This window comes from Acidobacteriota bacterium (assembly GCA_016208495.1).
Classification (GTDB): domain Bacteria; phylum Acidobacteriota; class Blastocatellia; order Chloracidobacteriales; family Chloracidobacteriaceae; genus JACQXX01.
In genome coordinates, this window is record JACQXX010000070.1 from 236,495 (window position 1) to 256,390 (window position 19,896).

At 50.5% G+C, this 19,896-nt stretch carries 14 protein-coding genes; 7 read left to right on the plus strand and 7 right to left on the minus strand.

What is annotated here, in order from left to right; all coding sequences use genetic code 11:
• Positions 1-150: 150 nt before the first annotated feature.
• From HY774_13630 to HY774_13660, 7 genes are all read left to right on the plus strand, one after another.
• Entirely contained in the window at positions 151-1,272 is a 1,122-nt protein-coding gene (locus HY774_13630; protein MBI4749525.1) for a histidine kinase, read from the plus strand.
• Positions 1,184-2,020, plus strand: coding sequence for a response regulator transcription factor (locus HY774_13635; protein MBI4749526.1), 837 nt, complete (start codon positions 1,184-1,186; stop codon positions 2,018-2,020). Before HY774_13630 ends, HY774_13635 begins: the two co-directional genes overlap by 89 nt.
• A gap of 762 nt (positions 2,021-2,782) precedes the next feature.
• A complete protein-coding gene (locus HY774_13640; protein MBI4749527.1) occupies positions 2,783-4,489 on the plus strand; it encodes a tetratricopeptide repeat protein in 1,707 nt (568 codons plus the stop codon).
• A gap of 93 nt (positions 4,490-4,582) precedes the next feature.
• On the plus strand, positions 4,583-7,030 hold the full coding sequence (locus HY774_13645; GenBank protein MBI4749528.1) for an IPT/TIG domain-containing protein: 2,448 nt from the start codon (positions 4,583-4,585) through the stop codon (positions 7,028-7,030).
• A 7-nt stretch (positions 7,031-7,037) separates the two neighbouring features.
• Entirely contained in the window at positions 7,038-7,517 is a 480-nt protein-coding gene (gene ybeY, locus HY774_13650) for an rRNA maturation RNase YbeY (protein ID MBI4749529.1), read from the plus strand.
• 345 nt (positions 7,518-7,862) lie between these two features.
• Positions 7,863-9,206, plus strand: coding sequence for an HlyC/CorC family transporter (locus HY774_13655; protein ID MBI4749530.1), 1,344 nt, complete (start codon positions 7,863-7,865; stop codon positions 9,204-9,206).
• Between the two features lie 154 nt (positions 9,207-9,360).
• Positions 9,361-11,217, plus strand: coding sequence for an ATP-binding cassette domain-containing protein (locus tag HY774_13660; protein MBI4749531.1), 1,857 nt, complete (start codon positions 9,361-9,363; stop codon positions 11,215-11,217).
• Between the two features lie 94 nt (positions 11,218-11,311).
• Here HY774_13660 and HY774_13665 read toward each other — a convergent pair whose 3' ends face one another.
• The 7 genes from HY774_13665 to HY774_13695 form a co-directional block, all read right to left on the minus strand.
• Positions 11,312-11,809 (minus strand): Uma2 family endonuclease, encoded by a 498-nt coding sequence (locus tag HY774_13665; GenBank protein MBI4749532.1) that lies wholly within the window; start codon positions 11,807-11,809, stop codon positions 11,312-11,314.
• A 462-nt stretch (positions 11,810-12,271) separates the two neighbouring features.
• Positions 12,272-13,225, minus strand: coding sequence for a bifunctional riboflavin kinase/FAD synthetase (locus HY774_13670; GenBank protein ID MBI4749533.1), 954 nt, complete (start codon positions 13,223-13,225; stop codon positions 12,272-12,274).
• 39 nt (positions 13,226-13,264) lie between these two features.
• Entirely contained in the window at positions 13,265-14,023 is a 759-nt protein-coding gene (locus HY774_13675; protein MBI4749534.1) for an MBL fold metallo-hydrolase, read from the minus strand.
• A 184-nt stretch (positions 14,024-14,207) separates the two neighbouring features.
• The gene (locus HY774_13680; GenBank protein ID MBI4749535.1) at positions 14,208-14,678 is read right to left on the minus strand and encodes a DUF1844 domain-containing protein; all 471 of its coding nucleotides are present in this window, start codon (positions 14,676-14,678) and stop codon (positions 14,208-14,210) included.
• A 164-nt stretch (positions 14,679-14,842) separates the two neighbouring features.
• On the minus strand, positions 14,843-16,342 hold the full coding sequence (locus HY774_13685) for a hypothetical protein (GenBank protein MBI4749536.1): 1,500 nt from the start codon (positions 16,340-16,342) through the stop codon (positions 14,843-14,845).
• Positions 16,343-16,488: 146 nt separating this feature from the next.
• Entirely contained in the window at positions 16,489-17,544 is a 1,056-nt protein-coding gene (lpxD, locus tag HY774_13690) for a UDP-3-O-(3-hydroxymyristoyl)glucosamine N-acyltransferase (GenBank protein MBI4749537.1), read from the minus strand.
• 212 nt (positions 17,545-17,756) lie between these two features.
• Positions 17,757-18,995, minus strand: coding sequence for a Glu/Leu/Phe/Val dehydrogenase (locus HY774_13695; protein MBI4749538.1), 1,239 nt, complete (start codon positions 18,993-18,995; stop codon positions 17,757-17,759).
• Between the last annotated feature and the right edge of the window lie 901 nt (positions 18,996-19,896).

Consider the following 19,896-nt stretch of genomic DNA (forward strand, 5'->3'; position numbering starts at 1 on the left):
AGCCAGGCAGGGGACTTGAAAACCCTGGTTTCTGAACGGTTGAAATTGGCGACTGAACGGGCGTTTGGCACAAGCTGGGCAGATTGGCAAACCTGACTGGTTTTGAGACAATCAGGTGTTTGATTCCACCATCAGTTTCTGCCTTTCGATATGTCACACCAACAAGTGAGAGTTCCGAGCCCTGACTGGCGGGCGACGGCTTTGCATCCAGCCTGGCAGCGGTATTGGCAAGAGATGGCTTCATTTCTGCCCTATTTTTTCATCGGGATTTTCCTGGCCTTGATTCCGACTGGCCTCAACTTTTTTGATTGGCAACGCAAGGGAAAACTCTGGAGTGGAGTACTCAACTCGCTGACCTTCAGCACCACCATCAGTTGTACAATCTGGGTCACCTTTGCCGTGGTGTATGGTGTTGCCACCTGGTTATCGATTCGTCAGCATCAACCAATTTTATTGAAACCCTCAATGCGGTTGATCGGAAGCGGGTTGGTGGGCAGTGTGGGAATGATGGTTGGGATTTGGCTGGCACTCAAGATTCAAAGCTGGCGGTTCAACCAGGTCCTTTCACTGTCAAGTTACTTTTATTCGATGCTCCAGGGCCTGTTTTTTGGGTTGCTTTTTTTCTTCCATCTGGCCTACCGGTTTGCCAGGGAAGATGCGCTCAAGCTGGAGGCGAGAGTGGCTGAAACCCGGTATCAGGCGCTTGAACATCAAATGCAGCCGCATTTTCTGTTCAATGCTTTGAACAGTCTGGCTGAACTCATTGAATCAAAACAAGATTCAGCCGCTGAAATGGTGTATAAGCTCTCTGATTTGTACCGGGCGATTTTGACAAATTCACAAACCAAAACAGCAAGCCTCAGCTCCGAATTGTTCATCGTGCGGTCTTATCTGGAGTTGGAGCAACTCCGATTAGGGCGCCGGCTTTCATTTGAAATCGAATCGTGCGTTGACGATCAGTCGGTTTTTGTTCCAGGGCTGGTTTTGCAAATGCTGGTTGAAAATGCAATCAAACACGGTGTGGCGCCTTCCCTGGATGGTGGAAAAATCATGATTCGGGTGATCCATCAGACTGATGGCTGGTATGGAGCTGAAGTGGTCAATACCGGGTCGTCCGCTGGCCAGACTGAACCCGGAACCCAGACCGGGCTGACCAATATTCGGGAACGGCTGGACCTCCTCTATGGCACAAACCACAATTTTGAGCTACGGAACAACGCACGTGGCGGCACAATCGCCAGTTTCCGATTTTCGGGAGTTCATCTTGTCTAACGAGCGACGTGTTTTAATTGTGGATGACGAGCCCCTGGCGCTTCAGAAGCTTCGCCGGTATCTGGAGGGGAGCGGTTTTGCCCTCCACATTGTTGAAGCTGAAAATGGCTTGCGGGCGGTGGAATTGATTCACGAATTTCAACCGGAGATTGTCTTTTTGGATATTCAAATGCCTGGTTTTTCGGGGTTTGATGTGTTGCGGCAATTTGAGCAGCGTCGGTTTTTGGTGATTTTTCAGACGGCGTTTGACCGGTTTGCGATTCAGGCGTTTGAAGAACAGGCGTGTGATTACTTGCTGAAACCGTTTACACCTGCCCGCTTTCAAAAAGCACTCGGCAATGCCATGGGGCGGCTGGTGGATGAAGAGAAGCTCCAGCAACTGGAGTCGAAACTGGCTGAACGAGCTGGACCGTTGCGACGGCTTGCGGTCAAACAGGGACTGCGCACTAAAATTCTGGAAGATCACGAAATCCACTGTTTTGTCAGTCGAGACCACTGTACCTGCGTCTATTTTGGCAGTCAGGGCGAAGCGATTCTGGATCTTTCCCTCACTTACCTGACGACACGGTTAGATCCGGCCCGGTTTCGGCAATTTCATCGCAACAATATTGTTCGGATCGAATCGGTACGCCATCTTCACCACACCCGCACTGGCGAAGTGATGATCGAACTCTGCAATGGTCTGAAACTTCCCGTTTCCCGCAGCAACCGGCGAATCGTTCGTGAATTACTCAAGGAAATGTGTTAGTACTCAAAAGTATTCTTCTAGGCAACCAGATTCCAACCTTTGCCTGGTGATAGTGATTTTCGACTACCTGCAAAAGAAATGCCTGATCTGTTGTGAGGGAAGTTTGAGGTCTTTTCATTATATTAAGTTCCTCCAGGTGTGGAGCGGTGGCTAGCTCGATTCAGATCAATCAATGCTACAGGTAAAACAAAACATAGTCTCAGAGTCCTAAATCCCTATTTTCAGATTTTTATGGATGATCAATCTCAACCTTCCCTGGGGTCACTCTCTATCAATACCAGCCCGGTTGACCACGGTTCCGTCGAAAAAACAGACTGGCCGCACTGGCTTGGCTGGATTCGATCTGTCCACCCGCTATTCCTTGCAACACTGGTGCTTGGGATCCTGGTTTGGGTAGGGTTTGGTCATTCCCGCGACTATGCCTGGCTCAAGTTTGACACTGAGAAATACGTTCTTGAGGATCGAGCAATCCGGTTTTTGGATTGGGAACATATTTCTTCGATTTTTTCCACCTACTATTTCATTAATTACAACCCGCTCCACCGATTATCCTATGCCATTGATTACGCCCTCTGGGGGTTTGATCCTGGAGGGTTCCGCAGCACTAACTTTCTCCTTCATTGGATTGCCGGGGTATTTGTCTTTCTCTGTTTTTACAAACTCACCCATCAGCTCACCCCAGCCTGGCTGACATCTATTTGCTTTATTATTCACCCCACGCGGGTTGAAAATGTAGTCTGGCTTGCGCAACGCAAAGATGTTTTGTCGGCTGCTTTTGGTTTTGCTTCGATTTGGATGTACCTCAATGTCTGGCGTGATAACTGCTTGCAAAATCAATCTGAGGCCCTACAGGGAGCAGAGGAGTCGTCCGGCCCTGCTTTCAACTCATTGTGGTTTATAGGCAGCCTGTTTCTGTATGCCTGCGCACTGGCTTCTAAAGCTCAATGGGTTCCTTTGTGTGGCATCTTGATACTCATTGACCTGTATCAGAGGCGGAAATTGACCTGGAAAGTGTGGATGGGCTATGTTCCTTTTTTCCTGTTGTCAGTTGTGTTTGCCTGGTATGCCATTGATTCACAACTGATTGTTGGAAAAAAAGGTGCCTACAGCACACTTACCCTGGTTGACCGCCTTTCTAAACCCTTGCTTGGAATCGGTTATTATCTGTGGCGGATCGTCTGGCCGGTAAATTTGTGTCCCCGGTATCCAGAGGTGTTCAGCTTTCACCGAGAACTCATCGGATTAGGTCTGCTGACTGTTGTTCTTGGGGGGATTGGAATGGTTTGGAGTTGGAGACAGCGACGAGAGTTCTTCTTTGGGGCTGCCTGGTTCCTCTTTTTTCTGTCACCAATACTCAATTTTCTGCCAGGAAATCTCGTGGTTGCTGATCGCTATTTGTATGTTGCGATGATTGGATTGATGCTTCCGCTCGGCCTGAAGCTCAGTCAATATAGGACAGAAATCGGATTTGCCGTGATTGGCTTGGTGACTGTTTTACAGCTTGGACTGACTCTCCGTTATGTGCCCAAATGGCAAGATGACTTTACTCTTTGGCAGTACACAGTTTCGTTAAGTCCAGATAACATCTTTGCCTTCACTGCTTTGGGACAAGCCCAAATTGAGCGAAAGGAATATGCTGCCGCCCGGAATTCACTAAACCAGGCAATTGCGATTGGTAGGTGGTTCTCCCCAATTTATTTGACCCTGGCTAAAGAGGAAAAAAACTTGGGAGGAGATGCCATGGCTATCCTTGACCAGGCCAGGCAAAGGTGGCCTGACGTTTCTGAAGTGATGGCTGCTTATGGCTACTACTGGGTACTGCACCAAAACGACCTGGAAGCTGAAAAATGGTTTCTTCAGTCGCTCCGCCAGAAATCAACGATTGAAGTTTTAAAACACCTGGGCACCGTTTATGAAAGGTTAAATGAGCCGGACAAAGGGCTTGAGATGACATTTAGAGGGTTGCAAACTTACCCGTTTGATGAAGAATTCTGGCTAGTGCTGGGCAGACTTTTAGAAATGAAAGGGAATTTAACCCAGGCTGAGGAAGCCTATCACCAGGTGGCCCGTCTTGCTCCAGAGGTGACGGAAGCCCATTACCGGTTAGCTCATTTTGCCTACCAGCGAGGTGATATTCAGACTGCTGAAAACTCTTTTCAAACCATGTACTTAAACCTGAACGGCAAACAAATGCCCGCACCCGCATTAAACCTTTGGGCAGCGGTTTATCGTCAAAAGAAACAATATACACTCGCAATTGCAAAGTTAACCGAAGCACTTCATATCCAGGAAAATGCAGATTACTGGCTCAATCTTGCTTTACTGCAAGTTGAGATTGGGGAGAACCCACAACCTGCCATCGAGAAAGCCATTACCCTGGATCCTTCATATAAGGACAAAGTGGCCAAGCACCCTCGATTGGGCCCGCTGCAAGCAACGAGTTCCCAGAAAGCATTGATCAGACCTTGACGCTATGCGCTGGCTTCTCGTATGTTTGCTGGCTTTCCCAGATAGAGACTCCTAACAACGTTCCTCTAAACTTTTCTCAGTGGTTTTACGGCAATGAATACTCGTCAATTTTTTGATCTTTCCGCAGTTCGTTCACCCAAACGGTGGATTCACATACTGATGGCCGTCACTGGTTTTGCAGTGGCTGCTTTCTGGTTGTTTTCAACTCCGGCAACTTCACACGGGCAGGTGCAAGATGGTTCAGCGACTGCCCGTCCATCCAGTCCATCTCTGGACGAGTTTCTCACCCCTGAAACTCGATTCCAGTTGCCTGCGGCGCTGGTCAATGCCCCGCTCGAAGATCCAGAGGACGCAGACGATGAATTTGAAGTTGACGACACCGCTGATGCTGCACGTCAGGGGACAGCCAAAACTCCGAAAATTAAAAAAATTCAACCCAAACGGGTTGCCGCTGCCGGTCCCGAATTTCGACTCCGGGTCAATGGCGAAAACTTTAAAAATGGCGCCGCGGTGTTGCTCAATGGGACGGCGGTTCCCACCATTTTCCGCAACCGCCGAAGTCTGTTTGCCCAGGTTCCAACCAGCTTAACCGTGACGGCTGGAACTGTTTCCGTGGTGGCTAAAAACCCGGATGGCACCACCACCCAACCCGCTTCATTTGAAATCGTGAATGGATTGGACGGACTGGAAATCACGGCCCTGCAACCAGCGATTGTGCTCGAAAGCACCCCTGATTTTGTGCTGAAAATTGCCGGAACTGGTTTTCGCGATAAAATTGAGGCGCGGGTGGCGGGTATCAAAACCGCCCAGCTTGTGCGTCGTCGGGAGCCAGATGGACTGGTGTTGTTGCTGGTGCGATCACGCGATGTGGCCAAAGCCGGTTCGGTGCCAATCCAGGTTCAAAACAAAAATGGTCTCTCCAAAGTGTTTAATCTGTTGATTGCACCGCCGCCACCGCGAATTGAGTCAACAGACCCAATTCGGCTGGAACTCAATGCCGCTGATACCGAAGTCAAAATCCGAGGCCGAAACTTCACCAACAAGGCCCGCGTCATCGCCAGTGGCACCGTTATTCCGTCGGAATTTGTCAACGACACCCGGATTGACGCCACCTTCCCCGCGGCATTGCTCAAAGAAACCAAACAGCTTGAAGTTGCGGTTGAAATCCCGGATGAGGGAATTTCAGATTTTGCCTTGCTGCCAGTGGCTGAAACGGATCCGATTATTTTTGGAATTTCACCGACCCGGATTGTCGCCGGTGAGCCTGATTTTCAGTTGAATATCAGCGGAATCAACCTGACCAAGCAAAAGAAGAAAACCCGCGTTCTGGTCAATGGCGAGTCCGTCAAGTTTGAAGATACCAGTGGACGCGAATTACGAATTCAAATCAAAAAGGAACTGGTGGAATCTCCAGGTTCCATCACGATTATGGTGACCGTGGATGATGTCACCGCCAACACCGCAACGTTGCTGGTTGAGCCGGCCACCACCACCTCAACCATGGCTGGTGATACCCCTGGTTTTCGGGACGGTGTGACCACCAAAGCCTGGTTTACCCGCCCCAGCCGGGCCGCTATTGGCGCCGATGGCAAAATTTATATTGCTGATCAACTCAATCATGCCATTCGTCAGTTTGATCCATCTTCTGGTCAAGTCACCACAATTGCCGGGGATGGCATTCAAGGATATGTTGATACCGCCGACATTGACACCACCGACAAGAATGAAAATAACGACCGGGTGCGATTTAACAATCCACTTGGGGTCGCCGTGGATGCGGCAGGTGTCATTTATGTCGCTGATTTTGGCAATGATGTGATCCGCCGGATTCGCCGCACCGACTCGCAGGTGACGGTTGATACATTTGCCGGTGAGAACATTTTGAGCAAAAACGAAGACACTGGCTTTAAAGAACGCGTCGGTCGGTTTGGGTTTATCAACGGCGATGGCGACGAATCCCGATTCAGCGGACCTGACGGCATCATTCTGGCACCAGATGGAAAATTATATGTGGCCGATGCTTTTAACAATGTGATTCGGGTGATTACACCGCAGGGTGAAGAGCCGCCAGTCGTATCGGCTGTTTTTGGATTGGCGTCGCCAGGAATTGTGGATGGTGAAGGAATTGGGATTCGGTTTAATCGCCCAACGTCCATCGCCCTCAAGGGAACTCAGTTGTACGTGGCTGATTACGGGAATAATCGCATCCGAGTCATTGATCTCACTGGTCCAAGCGTTACTACCTTAACCGGCGTGGTGGGTGAAGGGAATAACGACGGCCCACGGTTTACCGCCAAATTGAATGGGCCTCTCGGGTTGACCGTCATCGGCGACGAGGTTTTTGTGGTTGATAACACAAGCAATCGCATTCGCCGGGTTGAGCCAAACGGAGAAATCAGCACCGTTGCCGGCAAGGTCGAGGAATTTGCCGATGGCCTTGGCCCCAAAGCCCGATTCCGCCAGCCGCGTGATTTACTGACCATTGGTCAAAGCATCTTTGTGGTTGACCAGGGCAACCACCGCCTCCGCCAGGTGCAGTAAAGACCGTATGATTTCTTTTATCAATCGTCAGCGTCGTGAACGGCTTGAAAGAACTGTGATTTGCCAGCTTGCCGAGCAAACCGCTGACCTCCTTGGGCTCAGCCGGTTTGAAATCAGTCTGGTGTTTGTCGGTGACCCGGTGATGCAAACGCTCAATCAGCAATACCGGGGAATTGATAAACCGACCGATGTGCTGTCATTTCCACTCATTGAGCTTCCCTCGCCCTATGAATCAGGTGCTGCCACTCAACTCAAGCGGTTTCAAGTAACTGAAGGGGATATTCTGGGTGAAGTTGTGATTTCAACCCATACGGCGCGTCGGTATGCGCAGGAACTCAACTTGACATTCCCGGTTGAAATTAAGACACTGATCATTCACGGAATATTGCATTTACGCGGATATGACCATGAAACGGACCAGGGGGAGATGCAACGCCTTGAGCGGAAATTGCGCAAGCAACTCATCACCAACCAGGTCGAATGGTAGCTCGGGGTGTGTGGTCAATCTGGGTTGAGACGAGTTTCTTTTCCTGGAAGCCTGAGAGCACTGGCTCCCAGCTTTCATTCCAGCCTTGTTCTCAACGTGATATTCTCCGAGACAGCTTGATTTCCTTTGTTGCCCCTCGATTTTGGCAATTCTTTTCTTTCACCTCGACTCCGTGCAGCAATTTGAAGCTTCAAACCCTCAAGCGGATTTGTTCACAGCCTTTTGGATGTGGATGTGATCAGTGAGCTGTTAAAATTTTTTCAACATCTGAATTTGCTCTGATTGACAGGTGTGCTGGTGTTGAGGCCGCAGTTTTGCGGGCTGTAACCGCCCGGTTTTTCAATTATGGATTATGAGATAGCTTTGGCCAGCTTCACGCTGGTCGTTCTGGTGATTTTGTCAGTCGTCGAAAGCGCCCATGGCTGCCTCAGCGATCTGGCACTGCGGTCGCTTGCTTCCGAAGCCCACAGTGCCCATCCAGCCAGAGCCCGATTTTTGCGCTATTTGTTGGACCATCGCCAGTTGTTTTGGTTGACCTTATCATTCGGAATCCAGACATCCATCATTCTGCTCGCTTTGTTGCTGGCTGACCTGATCGGCCACTTCCAAATCATCCCCCCGATGTTTGTTTTGCCGCTGGTGTTTATCGTCACGGTCACCCTGGTTCTGATTTTTCGTCAGTTTTTACCTCGATTGCTGGTTCAAAACTCACCAGGGCCATTTCTGATGCGGTTGTTACCCGTCTTTGAGCCCTATTTTCGAGTTGCCTACCTGTTTGTCTTTCCCGTCCACGAAATCCTCAAGACGTTTCGCGAATCCCAGGACCTCAGCGTGACCCCCGACAGTTTTCAAACGGCTGGCTCCGACGAAGATTTGAAAGCACTGATTGATGTTGGGGCAGAAGAAGGCATCATTGAGGAATCCGATAGTGAACTCATCCAATCCATCATTGAGTTTGGCGACACGGTGGTGAAAGAAGTCATGACCAAGCGTTCAGCCATGGTCTGTATTGAGGATTCAGCCACAATTGAGCAAGTCCGCGATCTCATGGTCCAGGAACGACATTCACGGCTGCCGGTATATCAGGGGAACCCAGACAATATTGTGGGTGTGGTCTATGTTCGCGACCTGCTGGGATGCTGGAGTGAAAACCAAACGACTGAATTAGCCGGAGTGATTGCCCGTCCTGCCTATTTTGTCCCTGAAAACAAGTCCGTCGCTGATTTGCTGGAAGATATGCAAAAGTCAAAAACCCAAATTGCACTGGTGATTGACGAGTTTGGTGGTGTCGCCGGGTTGGTGACGATTGAAGACATTTTGGAAGAAATCGTGGGCGAAATCGAAGACGAAGACGTCGAGGAAACCAGTCCCGAAGAACTGGAGATTGTCGAAGAAGGGGAAGGCTGGTATCTGGTCAGGGGCAGTACTGAAATTCGCAAAATTGAAGTGCTGTTTGATGTCGAACTCGAAGCCGATGATTTTACAACTGTCAACGGGCTGATCATTAAATCCCTCGAACGCGTCCCCAACGCTGGAGAGCAGTTCTTCCTGCGGGGGTTACACATTGAAATCCTCGAAGCTGACGGGCGCGCAATTCGACGAGTTCGGCTTCAATGGCATGATGGTACTGAATCAACGATGGCAAACCGCGAAACGGAGGCGGCCAATTCTTCCAATTTTGAACTTTAGACAGAGCAGAAATAGTGAAATAGTGAAATAGTGAAATAGCTTAGCGTTACGTCTCAGATTGGTTTCTGTCAATGCCTTAATTTTTGTGGTTTTGACTATTTCACTCCTTCACTACCTCGCTCCTTCGCTACCTTGCCAGGCTGGTACATTTTACATGCCACGACGTAATGCCCACCCACTTCCACCCCTGACTGAAAACCTTCCGGGAATTCTTGAGAGTTATCAATTTTTTCTTCGATACACCAGGCCCTACCGTTTGTTGTTTATGGTGGCATTTTTTGCCCTTGCGGTAACCAGTGGGCTCAGCCTTGCCTTTCCATTTTTATTTGGAAGATTGGTGGATGTGGTTTTTCGGCATCAAAATATTGACCGCCTGAATTCATTTCTATATGTGCTGGTCGTGATTTTGGTGGTGCAGATTATTTTTAATGTTGGGCGCTCCTATTGCCTGCACTATATCTCGGAAAAAATCGTCACTGATATTCGCAAAGACCTGTATGCCCACATTCTCAAATTGTCGATCAACTTTTTTGCCAATCGGCGGGTTGGGGAAATTGCCTCCCGATTAAATGCCGATGTGACATCAATTCAGGCCACCATTACTTCCAATCTGGTTGATGCTGTCCGTCAAATTGCCTGGGGGATTGGCGGCGTGACCGCGATGGCCCTGCTCAATTTGAAAATGACCCTGTTAACCCTGGCAGTATTACCATTTTTGGTGATTGCCGCGATGCTGGTTGGTCGCATTGTTCGCAGCCGGAGTCTGCGAGTTCAGGATTATCTGGCCAAAGCAAACGCTGTTTTAAAAGAATCGTTTTCTGGGATTCGAACCGTGCAGGCGTTTAACCGCGAACCTTTTGAATTTAATCGCTATATCACCTATATCGAAGGTGCTCACCACGAAGCCCTCAGCCGCGCCAAAGCCCGGAGCATTTTTACTGCTTTTGCCGAAATTACCTTGTTTGGCGGCATCCTCTTGATGTTGTGGTTCAGTGTTGGTGAAATCAAAGGGAACCGTCTGTCTGCTGGACAGTTAATGTCTTTTTTGTTGTATGCCACTGGAGTCAACGCCGCCATCGGTGCTGGTGCCGGGCTGTATTTGGCGGCACAACAGGCGTTGGGCGCGTCACAACGAGTGATTGAACTCTTCAAAACCCAGCCGGAAGTAATTGACGACCCACGGGCTGTTCCGCTTACCAAAGTTGAGGGTAAAGTCGAGTTTCACAATGTATCATTTTCCTACCCTGGGCACGAAGAAAAACGAGTGCTGGATGGCGTCTCGATTACGGCCAATCCAGGGGACGTCATTGCGCTGGTGGGGCTCACGGGGGCTGGAAAATCAACCATTATTTCCCTGATTCCGCGATTTTATGACGTGCTTGGCGGAAGCATCACCCTGGATGGTCAGGACATTCGCCAGATTCCCCTGGTTGATCTGCGCGAACAAATTGCGATTGTTCCGCAGGATGCCGTCTTATTTCATAGCACGGTACTGGAAAACATCATCTATGGGCGGGTGGATGCCACCGAAGCTGAAGTGGAAGTTGCTGCCCGGGCCGCCCATGCCCACGATTTTATTCTGGCGCTCCCCAACGGCTATCAAACCGTGATCGGAGAACGGGGGATTAAGCTTTCTGGCGGCCAACGCCAGCGGCTTTCGATTGCTCGGGCGTTGCTGAAAGATCCCAAAATCCTGATTTTAGACGAAGCGACCAGCTCGCTTGATTCCGAGTCGGAACGGCTGGTTCAGGACGCCCTCGACAAGTTGATGCGGAACCGAACCAGTTTTGTGATTGCTCACCGGTTGGGCACGATTCGGCAGGCGACTCGGATCCTGGTGCTTGATGACGGAAAAATTGTTGAGGAAGGTACCCACGAAGAGCTTCTGGATGCGGATGGGCTCTATAAGAAGCTCTACTCGCTCCAATTTCGCGATATCCAGAGCGAGTCGCCAGAATTAGCCGTGTCAGAGTTTGAATTTGAAGAAGAACCCGTCGAAACTGAAGAATGAAGAATGGGGAATAAAGAATAAAACCAGGCGAGAGCGTTGAATCTGATTTGGTCAGTGACTTGCTTGTGGTTGGATGAACTACTCGCTACTCACTTTATTTCGTCTCTTCATCAAATAAATCATCAACCAGCATGGTCCATCCCGATAAAGCCGGTTCAGCTTCGGCAAAGTCACCGCGTCGGTAAATCGTTGGATGTTCAGGGTTTGTCGCCCGATAGACCCGAATGACCTCATCACTTTGCAAATCAACATCCCAGACGACTTCGGTCCCAGCCTGAAAATAATCAGCCCGCCGTCGGTGGAGTTCTTCTTCTGCCTGAAGCCCATAGTCATTTTCACTGCGAATCTCAACTGCCAGAACTGGTGCCTGAGGAAAAAAATCTTTATCCGTTCGGGGGCCGATGTAATAAGCAACATCCGGGCTCAGATGTTTTCGGTGTGGCAGGTGAACAAAAAACGCCGCGTTTCCAGGAACCGCGATTCCAAGTTTATTGGTTCGAGCAAAAACCCGCAGGCTGGCGAAAATTTCTCCGCTGACCTGACTGGTCAAGGCTGGTTTCGCTGGTTTGAGTAGCAAATCTCCGAACATCATATGCGTCACGGAATGAAGAATAAAGTTAGTGGTTAGTGGTTAGGGACTGTAAAAAATCAACTTCCCGTTTTCGTTTGGGAATCAGGCATTTGGATTGAGCATCCTGAAAGGCTGCAGTTCGAATAGCCGGTGGTTGCTCAGCTACAGGGAGCTACCACCGGGAAACGGCTCGTTCGCCCAATCCCTCCCCGCTTCGCCCGCGCCCCGTGGGGCGCGGGCAAAGCGGGGAGGAACAAAGGGGTGGCCCTTGTGGGTCCGGTGGTAGGCCCAAAGCGGCCAACCGACCGGCTATCCGAACGGCAACGCTTCGCGGTGCACAACCAAAAACCTGAACGTAAAAGGGTGACCACGCTCCCAGGAACTTATTTTTTAACGATCCCTTAGTGGTTAGAAATCAATATTTTCGAAGAAGAACCAGGAACCAAGAGCTAACCACTAATCACTCACTAGTTTCTTCATTCCTCAGAGGACAGCCAGTGAACGTTGGACACCAATGTGCTGAAAATAGGCTCGGGCCCGGTTGGCGTCAGAGTTGATCTGAATGCGGAGTTCATCCAGCCCATTAAATCGTTTTTCATCGCGAAGCCGGTGCAGAAAACGCGTTCTCAGGTTTCGTCCATACAGGTCGCCCTCAAAATTCAAAATATGGGTTTCAACCACCCGATCAATACCCCCGACCGTGGGGCGAACTCCAATATTGGTGACACTTTGTCGCCAGACTCCATCAATCAAACTAGCGGTCACATACACACCATCCGCCGGAATGACCCGATTGACAATATTAAGGTTGGCGGTTGGAAAAGAAAGGGTTCGACCCAATTTGCGACCTTCGACGACTTTGCCCTCGATGCCATATGGCCGACCGAGCATCCGGCGCGCCAGATTGACCCGGCCAGCGCGAATGAGCCGCCGGATCATAGTTGAACTGATGCGGCGATTGCGCAACAACACTTCTTCAGCCTCAGCCGCGACAAAGCCAAATTCCCCAGCCATCTGCCGCAACAGGTCAATTCGACCTTCTCGGCCCCGTCCAAAAGCAAAGCCTTTTCCAAGGTAGACTTCCTGGGCTTTGCACTTTTCCCAGAGGTGTTTTTGGATAAACTCGCGAGCGGTAATGGTTGAAAATTCGGGAGTAAACTGAACAATAACAACTTGTTGGATGCCAAGAATTCCCATACCTTCGATGCGCTGTTGCAAGGTTTGTAGCAACGGCGGGGCTGTTTCTGGGTGCAAAACAGCCCGGGGATGCGGATCAAAGGTAATCACGGTGGGTACACAGCCGAGGTCCGCCCCGCGTTGGGCCAGGATCTTCATAATGGATTGATGGCCAAGGTGGAGCCCATCAAAAACTCCAAGCGTGAGCACCGTTGGAGTGGAAATCTCATCAATGGCATCAAGGCCATGCAAAATTCGCATAAATGGTGAGGCAGATATTTTCTCTGCTGATCAAGGATTTCACGCCTCGACTGTCACTCGTAACCCGTCATAGGCTAACTCCACCCCTGACGGGAGCTGCGCTGAAGCACGGGCGTGATTCATTTTATGAGAGATATGCGTGAGCAACGCACGTTGTGGTTTGAGCAGCGCAATATACCGTAGAGTTTCTTCCAAATGTAAGTGGGTTGGGTGTGGTTCGTACCGTAAACAATCCAAAATCAGCACTTCAAGACCTCGGAGTTGATCAAGCGCCGGTTCCGGAATCACATTGCAATCTGTCACATAGGCCAGATTTCCAAACCGAAAGCCCAGGACTGGAAGTTTACCGTGGAGAACTTCGATGGGGGTGATTTCAAGGCCAAACAGGGTAAAGGGACCCCCAATCGTATGGGGCACGATCAGCGGGATGCCCGGTCGAGGCTCGCGTGGAAACGCATAGCTGAAAACGCGTCTCAGTCCCGCCCAGGCAATTTCATTGGCAAAAAAGGGAATTGGCCCCTGTTTGTGGTTCAGTGGACGGATATCGTCCAGGCCGAAAACATGGTCCGCGTGGCAATGAGTGATCAGCACTGCATCCAGTGATTTGAGCCCAACCCGGAGCGCTTGCTGACGGAAATCAGTTGACGTGTCAATCACAATTCTGCGATCCCCGTGTTCAATCAACAACGAGACCCGAAGGCGGTTGTCACGCGGATCAGTTGACAGGCAGGTCTCACAGGTGCATCCAATCGCTGGTACACCTGTTGACGTGCCGGTTCCTAAAAAGGTGACGTGCATAGCTTTTTGAATGAAGAATTGAGAATGCCATTAAACCATTGTATCAACTTGAGTTGCGATGTCTTTCAACTTACCCTTGTTCTTGCTCGAACCCCTGGATGCGTGGCTGGAATCTGATGACTAACTTTGGGTTACAGATTTTTTCTTGGTGACTTTTTAACCTGGTTTCTTCATTCTTCATTCTTCATTGCAGAGGTTCTCCCGTCATGGCGGCAAAGCGATCTTTCAGGTTGTGCAACACCTCATTGAGAACTTGAGACTCTTCGCGCGCCAGGTTATTTCGGGTCTTGATGGTGAGCATGTCGAGCACCTGAATCAGGTGATGAGCGGTGCCAAGGTCAACTTCAACCGGGCCATAGCCGGGATTGACCATCCCTAAACACATCATGGCCTGGCCGGCCAAACTCAAGATAAAGTCAGAGAATCTGGGGTCTTCAACGGGCTCTATTTCATCAAACCCAGGAGAAACTGTTGAACGTGCAGTGGATGGGACAGGAGGGGTGATTGATTGAGTTGGCGCATCTGTTGAAATTGAAGTTGTCTGAGTCGCCCCAACTTCAGATTCTGGAGCTTCTTGTACTTCCCGAGGTGTGCCGTCTGAATTAAATAAGCGGCGGTCACTGACTCGAAATGAGGGTTTCTTTTCCTCGCCCATAAACACGGATCCTCCAAAAAAGGGACAAAAATGACAAGATGATAAGGTAACAAAAAGACAGGATGACCAGGGGCAATCTGAAAGAATCGCAAGAGAATAGAATGATAACCCCCAGTTCATTCTTCACTCTCACGCTTCATTTCACAAAATTCCCTAAATACTCATTAACTATCACCTTCCAGGTTGGGTTGACGCGAACGCCCCACACGCGGGCTACGGCGTTTCCGACGGAGTTCGACCAGATCAGTTTCCAAATCACGCACATCCCGTACGGAATCTTCCATTTGCGTGTAAATAATATCAATTTTCTTCATTGCAAAAACAATTATTTCAGTTACTTGCCGGAGTGAAGCCACCATGGCTTTGTGAACAGCCAGGACATCCTGATTTTCCTCTGTTTCGTTCCCGGCTTGTTCGAAAAATTGCTTGAGTTCTTCGCGATGAAATTCAAGTTCGCTTCGCATCCGCTCACGTTCAACCCGCAGGCTGAGCAATGCCCGGTGCGTCCGCTCCAGTTCGATATTTAAATTTGTGGCGGATTGGCCATAGGTCGAAACGCTTTTTTTAATCACTTCCAGGGTGGCCAGCAAGCGATCCTGTTCAGCCTGATTCGCCGCTGGTTCAAAAAAGTGAGAGGGAATTGGGTTTGCTGTTCCCAACAATGCATCAATTGGCGGCATGTCGGGCAGGGTTGGTGCGGCTTCGGGTTCAAGCAATGATTCCACTGGCGGCAGGTGGGCGGAAATCGGGCCGGCTGGGGGCGGATACGATGATCCAAGGTTGGAAGCCAGTGGTGGATGCGAGGGGGAGGTGGTGGTCGCTGGACGGGCAGGTGGGGTCACCCCTTGAGCCGGTGATTGGGTATTCATGAGTGCCCGGAAGGTGCAGAGCTTGATGTGCTCTGCCGCCTCCAGCGACACACTGGACGCAACCGATATTTCCTGGGCGGATGCCATCACCAGATCGTTGAGGCGGGTAATCCCAGCCGCATGGATCTTTTGAATATCAGCCGGACTGACATCTTTGTAGTAAGGTAACATCTCTGAGATCAGATAGTTACTGGCTGTTCGAAACCGTTCTTTGACTTCACTCCCTTGTTGTGATTGCAGGGTTTGGGGTTCCTGGCCAAGGCTTTGCTGAATGAGTCGGGTTAATTCAGTAAAATCACGGTTTAAATTTTTGGCGTCGCGTTCGGTCAGTGTTTTGCGTTTGCCTTGCTGGATATCAGTCAGTGGTCGTTCAATCGCCTTCAAGACGTCATAAATATCGTGGTATTTGATGGTATCCGCGGCATTGATCAATGGTTTTAAGGAACCGGTGCAGGCATCAATGGTGCCCCGAATCGTGGACATTAGACTGGGATTGGCGGCGGCTTGAGGGACGATCTCGGTTAATTGACGAATGGCATAGCCCACCGGCTCCAAAAATTGAAGCACGATATTGCTAAACATTTCTTTCAGTTCAGCATCGGTTTGACGATCATGAGCCAGCCGTTCTTGAGGCGTGACCGCGGCATAAGCCCCCGATGGAGACATCAATCCGTCAATGGCGGCTGAAATATCCTCATCTCCAAGTTCCGCCAGTTTTGAAGCCAATTCCCCGGCGAGCGTCCGCTTCCGCTTGGGTTGTTCTTCTACGGGAAATCGATTTTCTGGTTCGGGCATACAAAAGGCTCCTTGGGATAGCTGACCGTGAGCGAGTGAGGGAGTGAAAGAGTGACGTGGTGAAGGAGTGAAAGAATGAAGTCGTTGAGTCTTGATTCGCCTCAATGTCCCGTCATCCTTTGAAATCCTGTGATTTTTCTCTTTCGCTATTTCGCTCGTTCGCTACTTTCACCTGATTGAATCTGATTTTCCAATGCGGCAACGCGTTCCTGGAGTTGATGAAGTTGTTTGAGCAGATCGGGTAGTTTGGAGAAAACAGCAGATGCTCTCAGCCATTGACGATTGTCAATGGCTGGATAGCCGGAGACGCGTTTTCCAGCTTCCACCGAGTTCGGGATACCGCTTTGGGCGGTCGCCAGCACGCCGTCGCCAATTGTGAGGTGGCCGGCGACCCCAACCTGGCCAGCCAGCGTGACCCGATTTCCAACCGTCGTACTGCCTGCCAGGCCCACCTGGGCACACAGCAGCGTGTCTTCACCAACGGTGGAACCGTGGCCGATTTGGACCAGATTGTCAATCTTGGCACCCCGTCGAATCCGGGTTTCGCCGATGCTGGCCCGGTCAATTTGAGTGCCGGCACCAATTTCAACGTCGGCTTCCAGCACAACCAGGCCGGATTGAACAATTTTATACCAGCTTCCATCTGGCTGGCGGGCATATCCAAAACCATCACTCCCAAGCGTGACCTGATTTTGCAACCGGCAGCGAGGACCGATTTCAACAAATTCCCGGACGACGCAGTTGGAGTGGAGATAGCTCTCGTCTCCGATTTTGACACCAGGGTAAATGGTGCAATTTGGATGGATCGTAACCCGGTCGCCAATGAGGGCGTGCTCTCCAATCACCACATAGGCACCGACTCGGACATCCTGTCCAATCCGTGCGGTTGCGGCAATCACGGCGGTTGGGTGAATACCAGGTTCCAGATCAGGTGGTTGGTAAAACAAACTGAGGACCTGGGCAAACGCCAGGTAGGCATCAGGTGCCCGGAGGATAGGTTTGGGCCAGGTTACTGAAGCTGTTTGGTTTAGAATCAAAGCCGCGGCACGAGTGGTTTGCAATTTTGGAGTGTACCGTGGATTGGCAAGAAAGGCTAAATCCGTTGGTCCAGCTTCATCTAACCCGGCCACACCCGTGATTTCACACTCCGTATCGCCTTCAATTGTGTAGTTGAGTCGGGATGCAATTTCAGAAAGCTTCATAAAAAACAGCGGCACTTTGAACCTGAACCAGCCCTTGAAAAAACTGACGAATGGTTCAGGTTGAGCCAAGTGCCGTAAAATCAACCAAAAACAATGAAATCGAAGGAGAGATTGTGGCTGGTGCTTCGTGAATCAGTGCCTGGTGCCTGGTACTTGGTGCTTTGGAACCAATACCTTCCAAGAACCAGGCACCAGGCACCATGTCCTATTCCTTAGGCGTAAATCCCACGCAACGTCAGGTCACGGGCCATGCGTTCAAGACCCAGCATATAGGCACCCATGCGCAAATTCACACCATGTTTTTCAGACATATTCACCACATGGTGGAAGGCCCCATTCACCATATCAGTCAGGCGTTCTTTAACGACATCTTTGCGCCAGGTGAAGCCCATTCGGTTTTGGACCCATTCAAAATAGCGAATGCCCGCGCCACCGCTTTCACCCAGAATGGCTGGAATCACAAACACCCCCCGGTAATCCAGGATTGGTTCAGCCATACCTGTCGTCGCGCCATAGGCAATTTCACACAGAATCCGGCATTTGGTTTTACGAGCCACTTCAGCCGTGATCTGTTGTTGGCGGAAGGCTGGGACCAGCACGTCGCAATCCATGGTGAGCAATTCTTCGTCGTTGATGGCATCACCTTCTGGATATCCTTCGAGCGTTCCTTTCTGGCCAAAATAATAGAGCACATCTGGGATATTGAGGCCATTGGGGTTATAGACACCGCCGCCCAAATCAGCAATTCCAGTAATGACATAGCCGGCTTCATACAGGAACTGGGCGGCTGATCCACCGCGCCGACCAGCCCCCTGGATATTGACGCGGGTTTTGTCAGGCGACATTCCCAGCTTTTTGGCTGACTCGTTGATCATACAGGTGGCCCCATAGCCAATGGCTTCACGTGAAAAGTGGGAGCCTCCCATTTCAAAGGGTTTGCCAGTCACAATTGACCGCACGGTATGGCGGGCGTGCATCGAGTAGGTATCCATGATCCAGGCCATGACCTGCTGGTCAGTACTCAGGTCTGGCGCAAGGATATCGCGTTCCGTGCCAAGGATATCAAGCATTTCAGAGATGTAGCGGCGAGTCATGCGTTCGAGTTCCGATTGGGATAATTCTTTCGGGTCACAGAGAATGCCTCCCATGGATCCGCCAAACGGGACATCCACCACCGCACAGGTATAGGTTGACCACAACGCCAGGGCGCGCATTTCGTCAAGGGTAATGTCTGGGCGATATCGCAGCCCACCCTGCATTGGACCGCTGGCAATGTGGTGTTGGACACGATAGCTCTCAAAGACACGAATTTCACCGTTATCCATGTGAACTGGAAGGTTTACCACAAACTCGCGGCCTGGAAACCGCAGTAACTTTCGCAGGTTCTGATCCAGGTTCAGTTTTTCGGCGGCCATTTCAAAACGCCCAATGAGCGTTTCAGTCAGGCCCATTTCACCGATAAGAATTTGAGATCGTTCGTTGGTGGCTGAATGGGGGTTATTCAGGAGGTCAGACATAGGGCGTTCTATCCTCGAAAGTTCTGGCTATAAAAAAAGATGAAAAGGCATTGGCAGGCAAAGCGGAACCTACCAGTGAAGAATGGATGCGAACCCACTGGATGTGATTGGGGGTTCCACAAAGAACTGAGGACCATTGCAGGTGATGATTTGCAGTACAAGATGAGCGATTGATGGTTCAGGGATGCCGATTTTTGCCCCACATCTCAGCCTGGGTCTCTCAAAAAACGACAGAGGTGCAACGGAAAGACAACGGACGAGAACAATAGCTTGAGTGTCTTCAACCAGACCGTTTTGAAGAATCTGGGAACGATTGGTTCATCCTATCTTCGGCGTGGAGACCCGGTCCTTGCTGGGCCGGGAGGAAACGCCGCTCCTGCTGTGTAAGAAATTGAAATGCAGGTGGGGGAATCGCTCCCACCCGCTCTGCTTGAGGGAAAACTACCCTCAGTCATCTCCTCGCGGAGAGTTGTGCGTACCGGTCTGACTGTGACCGCCGACCGGATTCGACGTACTCTCGACCGGATTTGGGAAGGTTTGCCGTGACCGGCACTGGCACTGACTCCCATGCCTGTTTAACCGGTCACCGTAGAGCAGCGGACTGAGGCGGCATCCGCAGGTACCTATATATTCTTCCCAATCGGTTCCCGTGATTTGCACGGGGGTCTGGTCAACTGGAGCTTGAACCGATCTCCCCACACCGACCATCCATCAGGATGGCGTCGTGGCGACACGACTCAAGCTCGGCCCTTGAGGGCCGAATCTGTTGACTGATTGTGGGACTTCAATTAGGCAAGACTTTGTATCACATCAGTTAGTGTCAGGCAACACGAAC

Coding starts and splice junctions, on each gene's coding strand:
- HY774_13630 (MBI4749525.1), top strand. CDS start 151: ATGTCACACCAACAAGTGAGAGTTCCGAGCCCTGACTGGCGGGCGACG.
- HY774_13635 (MBI4749526.1), top strand. CDS start 1,184: ATGGCACAAACCACAATTTTGAGCTACGGAACAACGCACGTGGCGGCA.
- HY774_13645 (MBI4749528.1), top strand. CDS start 4,583: ATGAATACTCGTCAATTTTTTGATCTTTCCGCAGTTCGTTCACCCAAA.
- ybeY (MBI4749529.1), top strand. CDS start 7,038: ATGATTTCTTTTATCAATCGTCAGCGTCGTGAACGGCTTGAAAGAACT.
- HY774_13655 (MBI4749530.1), top strand. CDS start 7,863: ATGGATTATGAGATAGCTTTGGCCAGCTTCACGCTGGTCGTTCTGGTG.
- HY774_13660 (MBI4749531.1), top strand. CDS start 9,361: ATGCCACGACGTAATGCCCACCCACTTCCACCCCTGACTGAAAACCTT.
- HY774_13665 (MBI4749532.1), bottom strand. CDS start 11,809: ATGATGTTCGGAGATTTGCTACTCAAACCAGCGAAACCAGCCTTGACC.
- HY774_13670 (MBI4749533.1), bottom strand. CDS start 13,225: ATGCGAATTTTGCATGGCCTTGATGCCATTGATGAGATTTCCACTCCA.
- HY774_13675 (MBI4749534.1), bottom strand. CDS start 14,023: ATGCACGTCACCTTTTTAGGAACCGGCACGTCAACAGGTGTACCAGCG.
- HY774_13680 (MBI4749535.1), bottom strand. CDS start 14,678: ATGGGCGAGGAAAAGAAACCCTCATTTCGAGTCAGTGACCGCCGCTTA.
- HY774_13685 (MBI4749536.1), bottom strand. CDS start 16,342: ATGCCCGAACCAGAAAATCGATTTCCCGTAGAAGAACAACCCAAGCGG.
- lpxD (MBI4749537.1), bottom strand. CDS start 17,544: ATGAAGCTTTCTGAAATTGCATCCCGACTCAACTACACAATTGAAGGC.
- HY774_13695 (MBI4749538.1), bottom strand. CDS start 18,995: ATGGGCCTGACTGAAACGCTCATTGGGCGTTTTGAAATGGCCGCCGAA.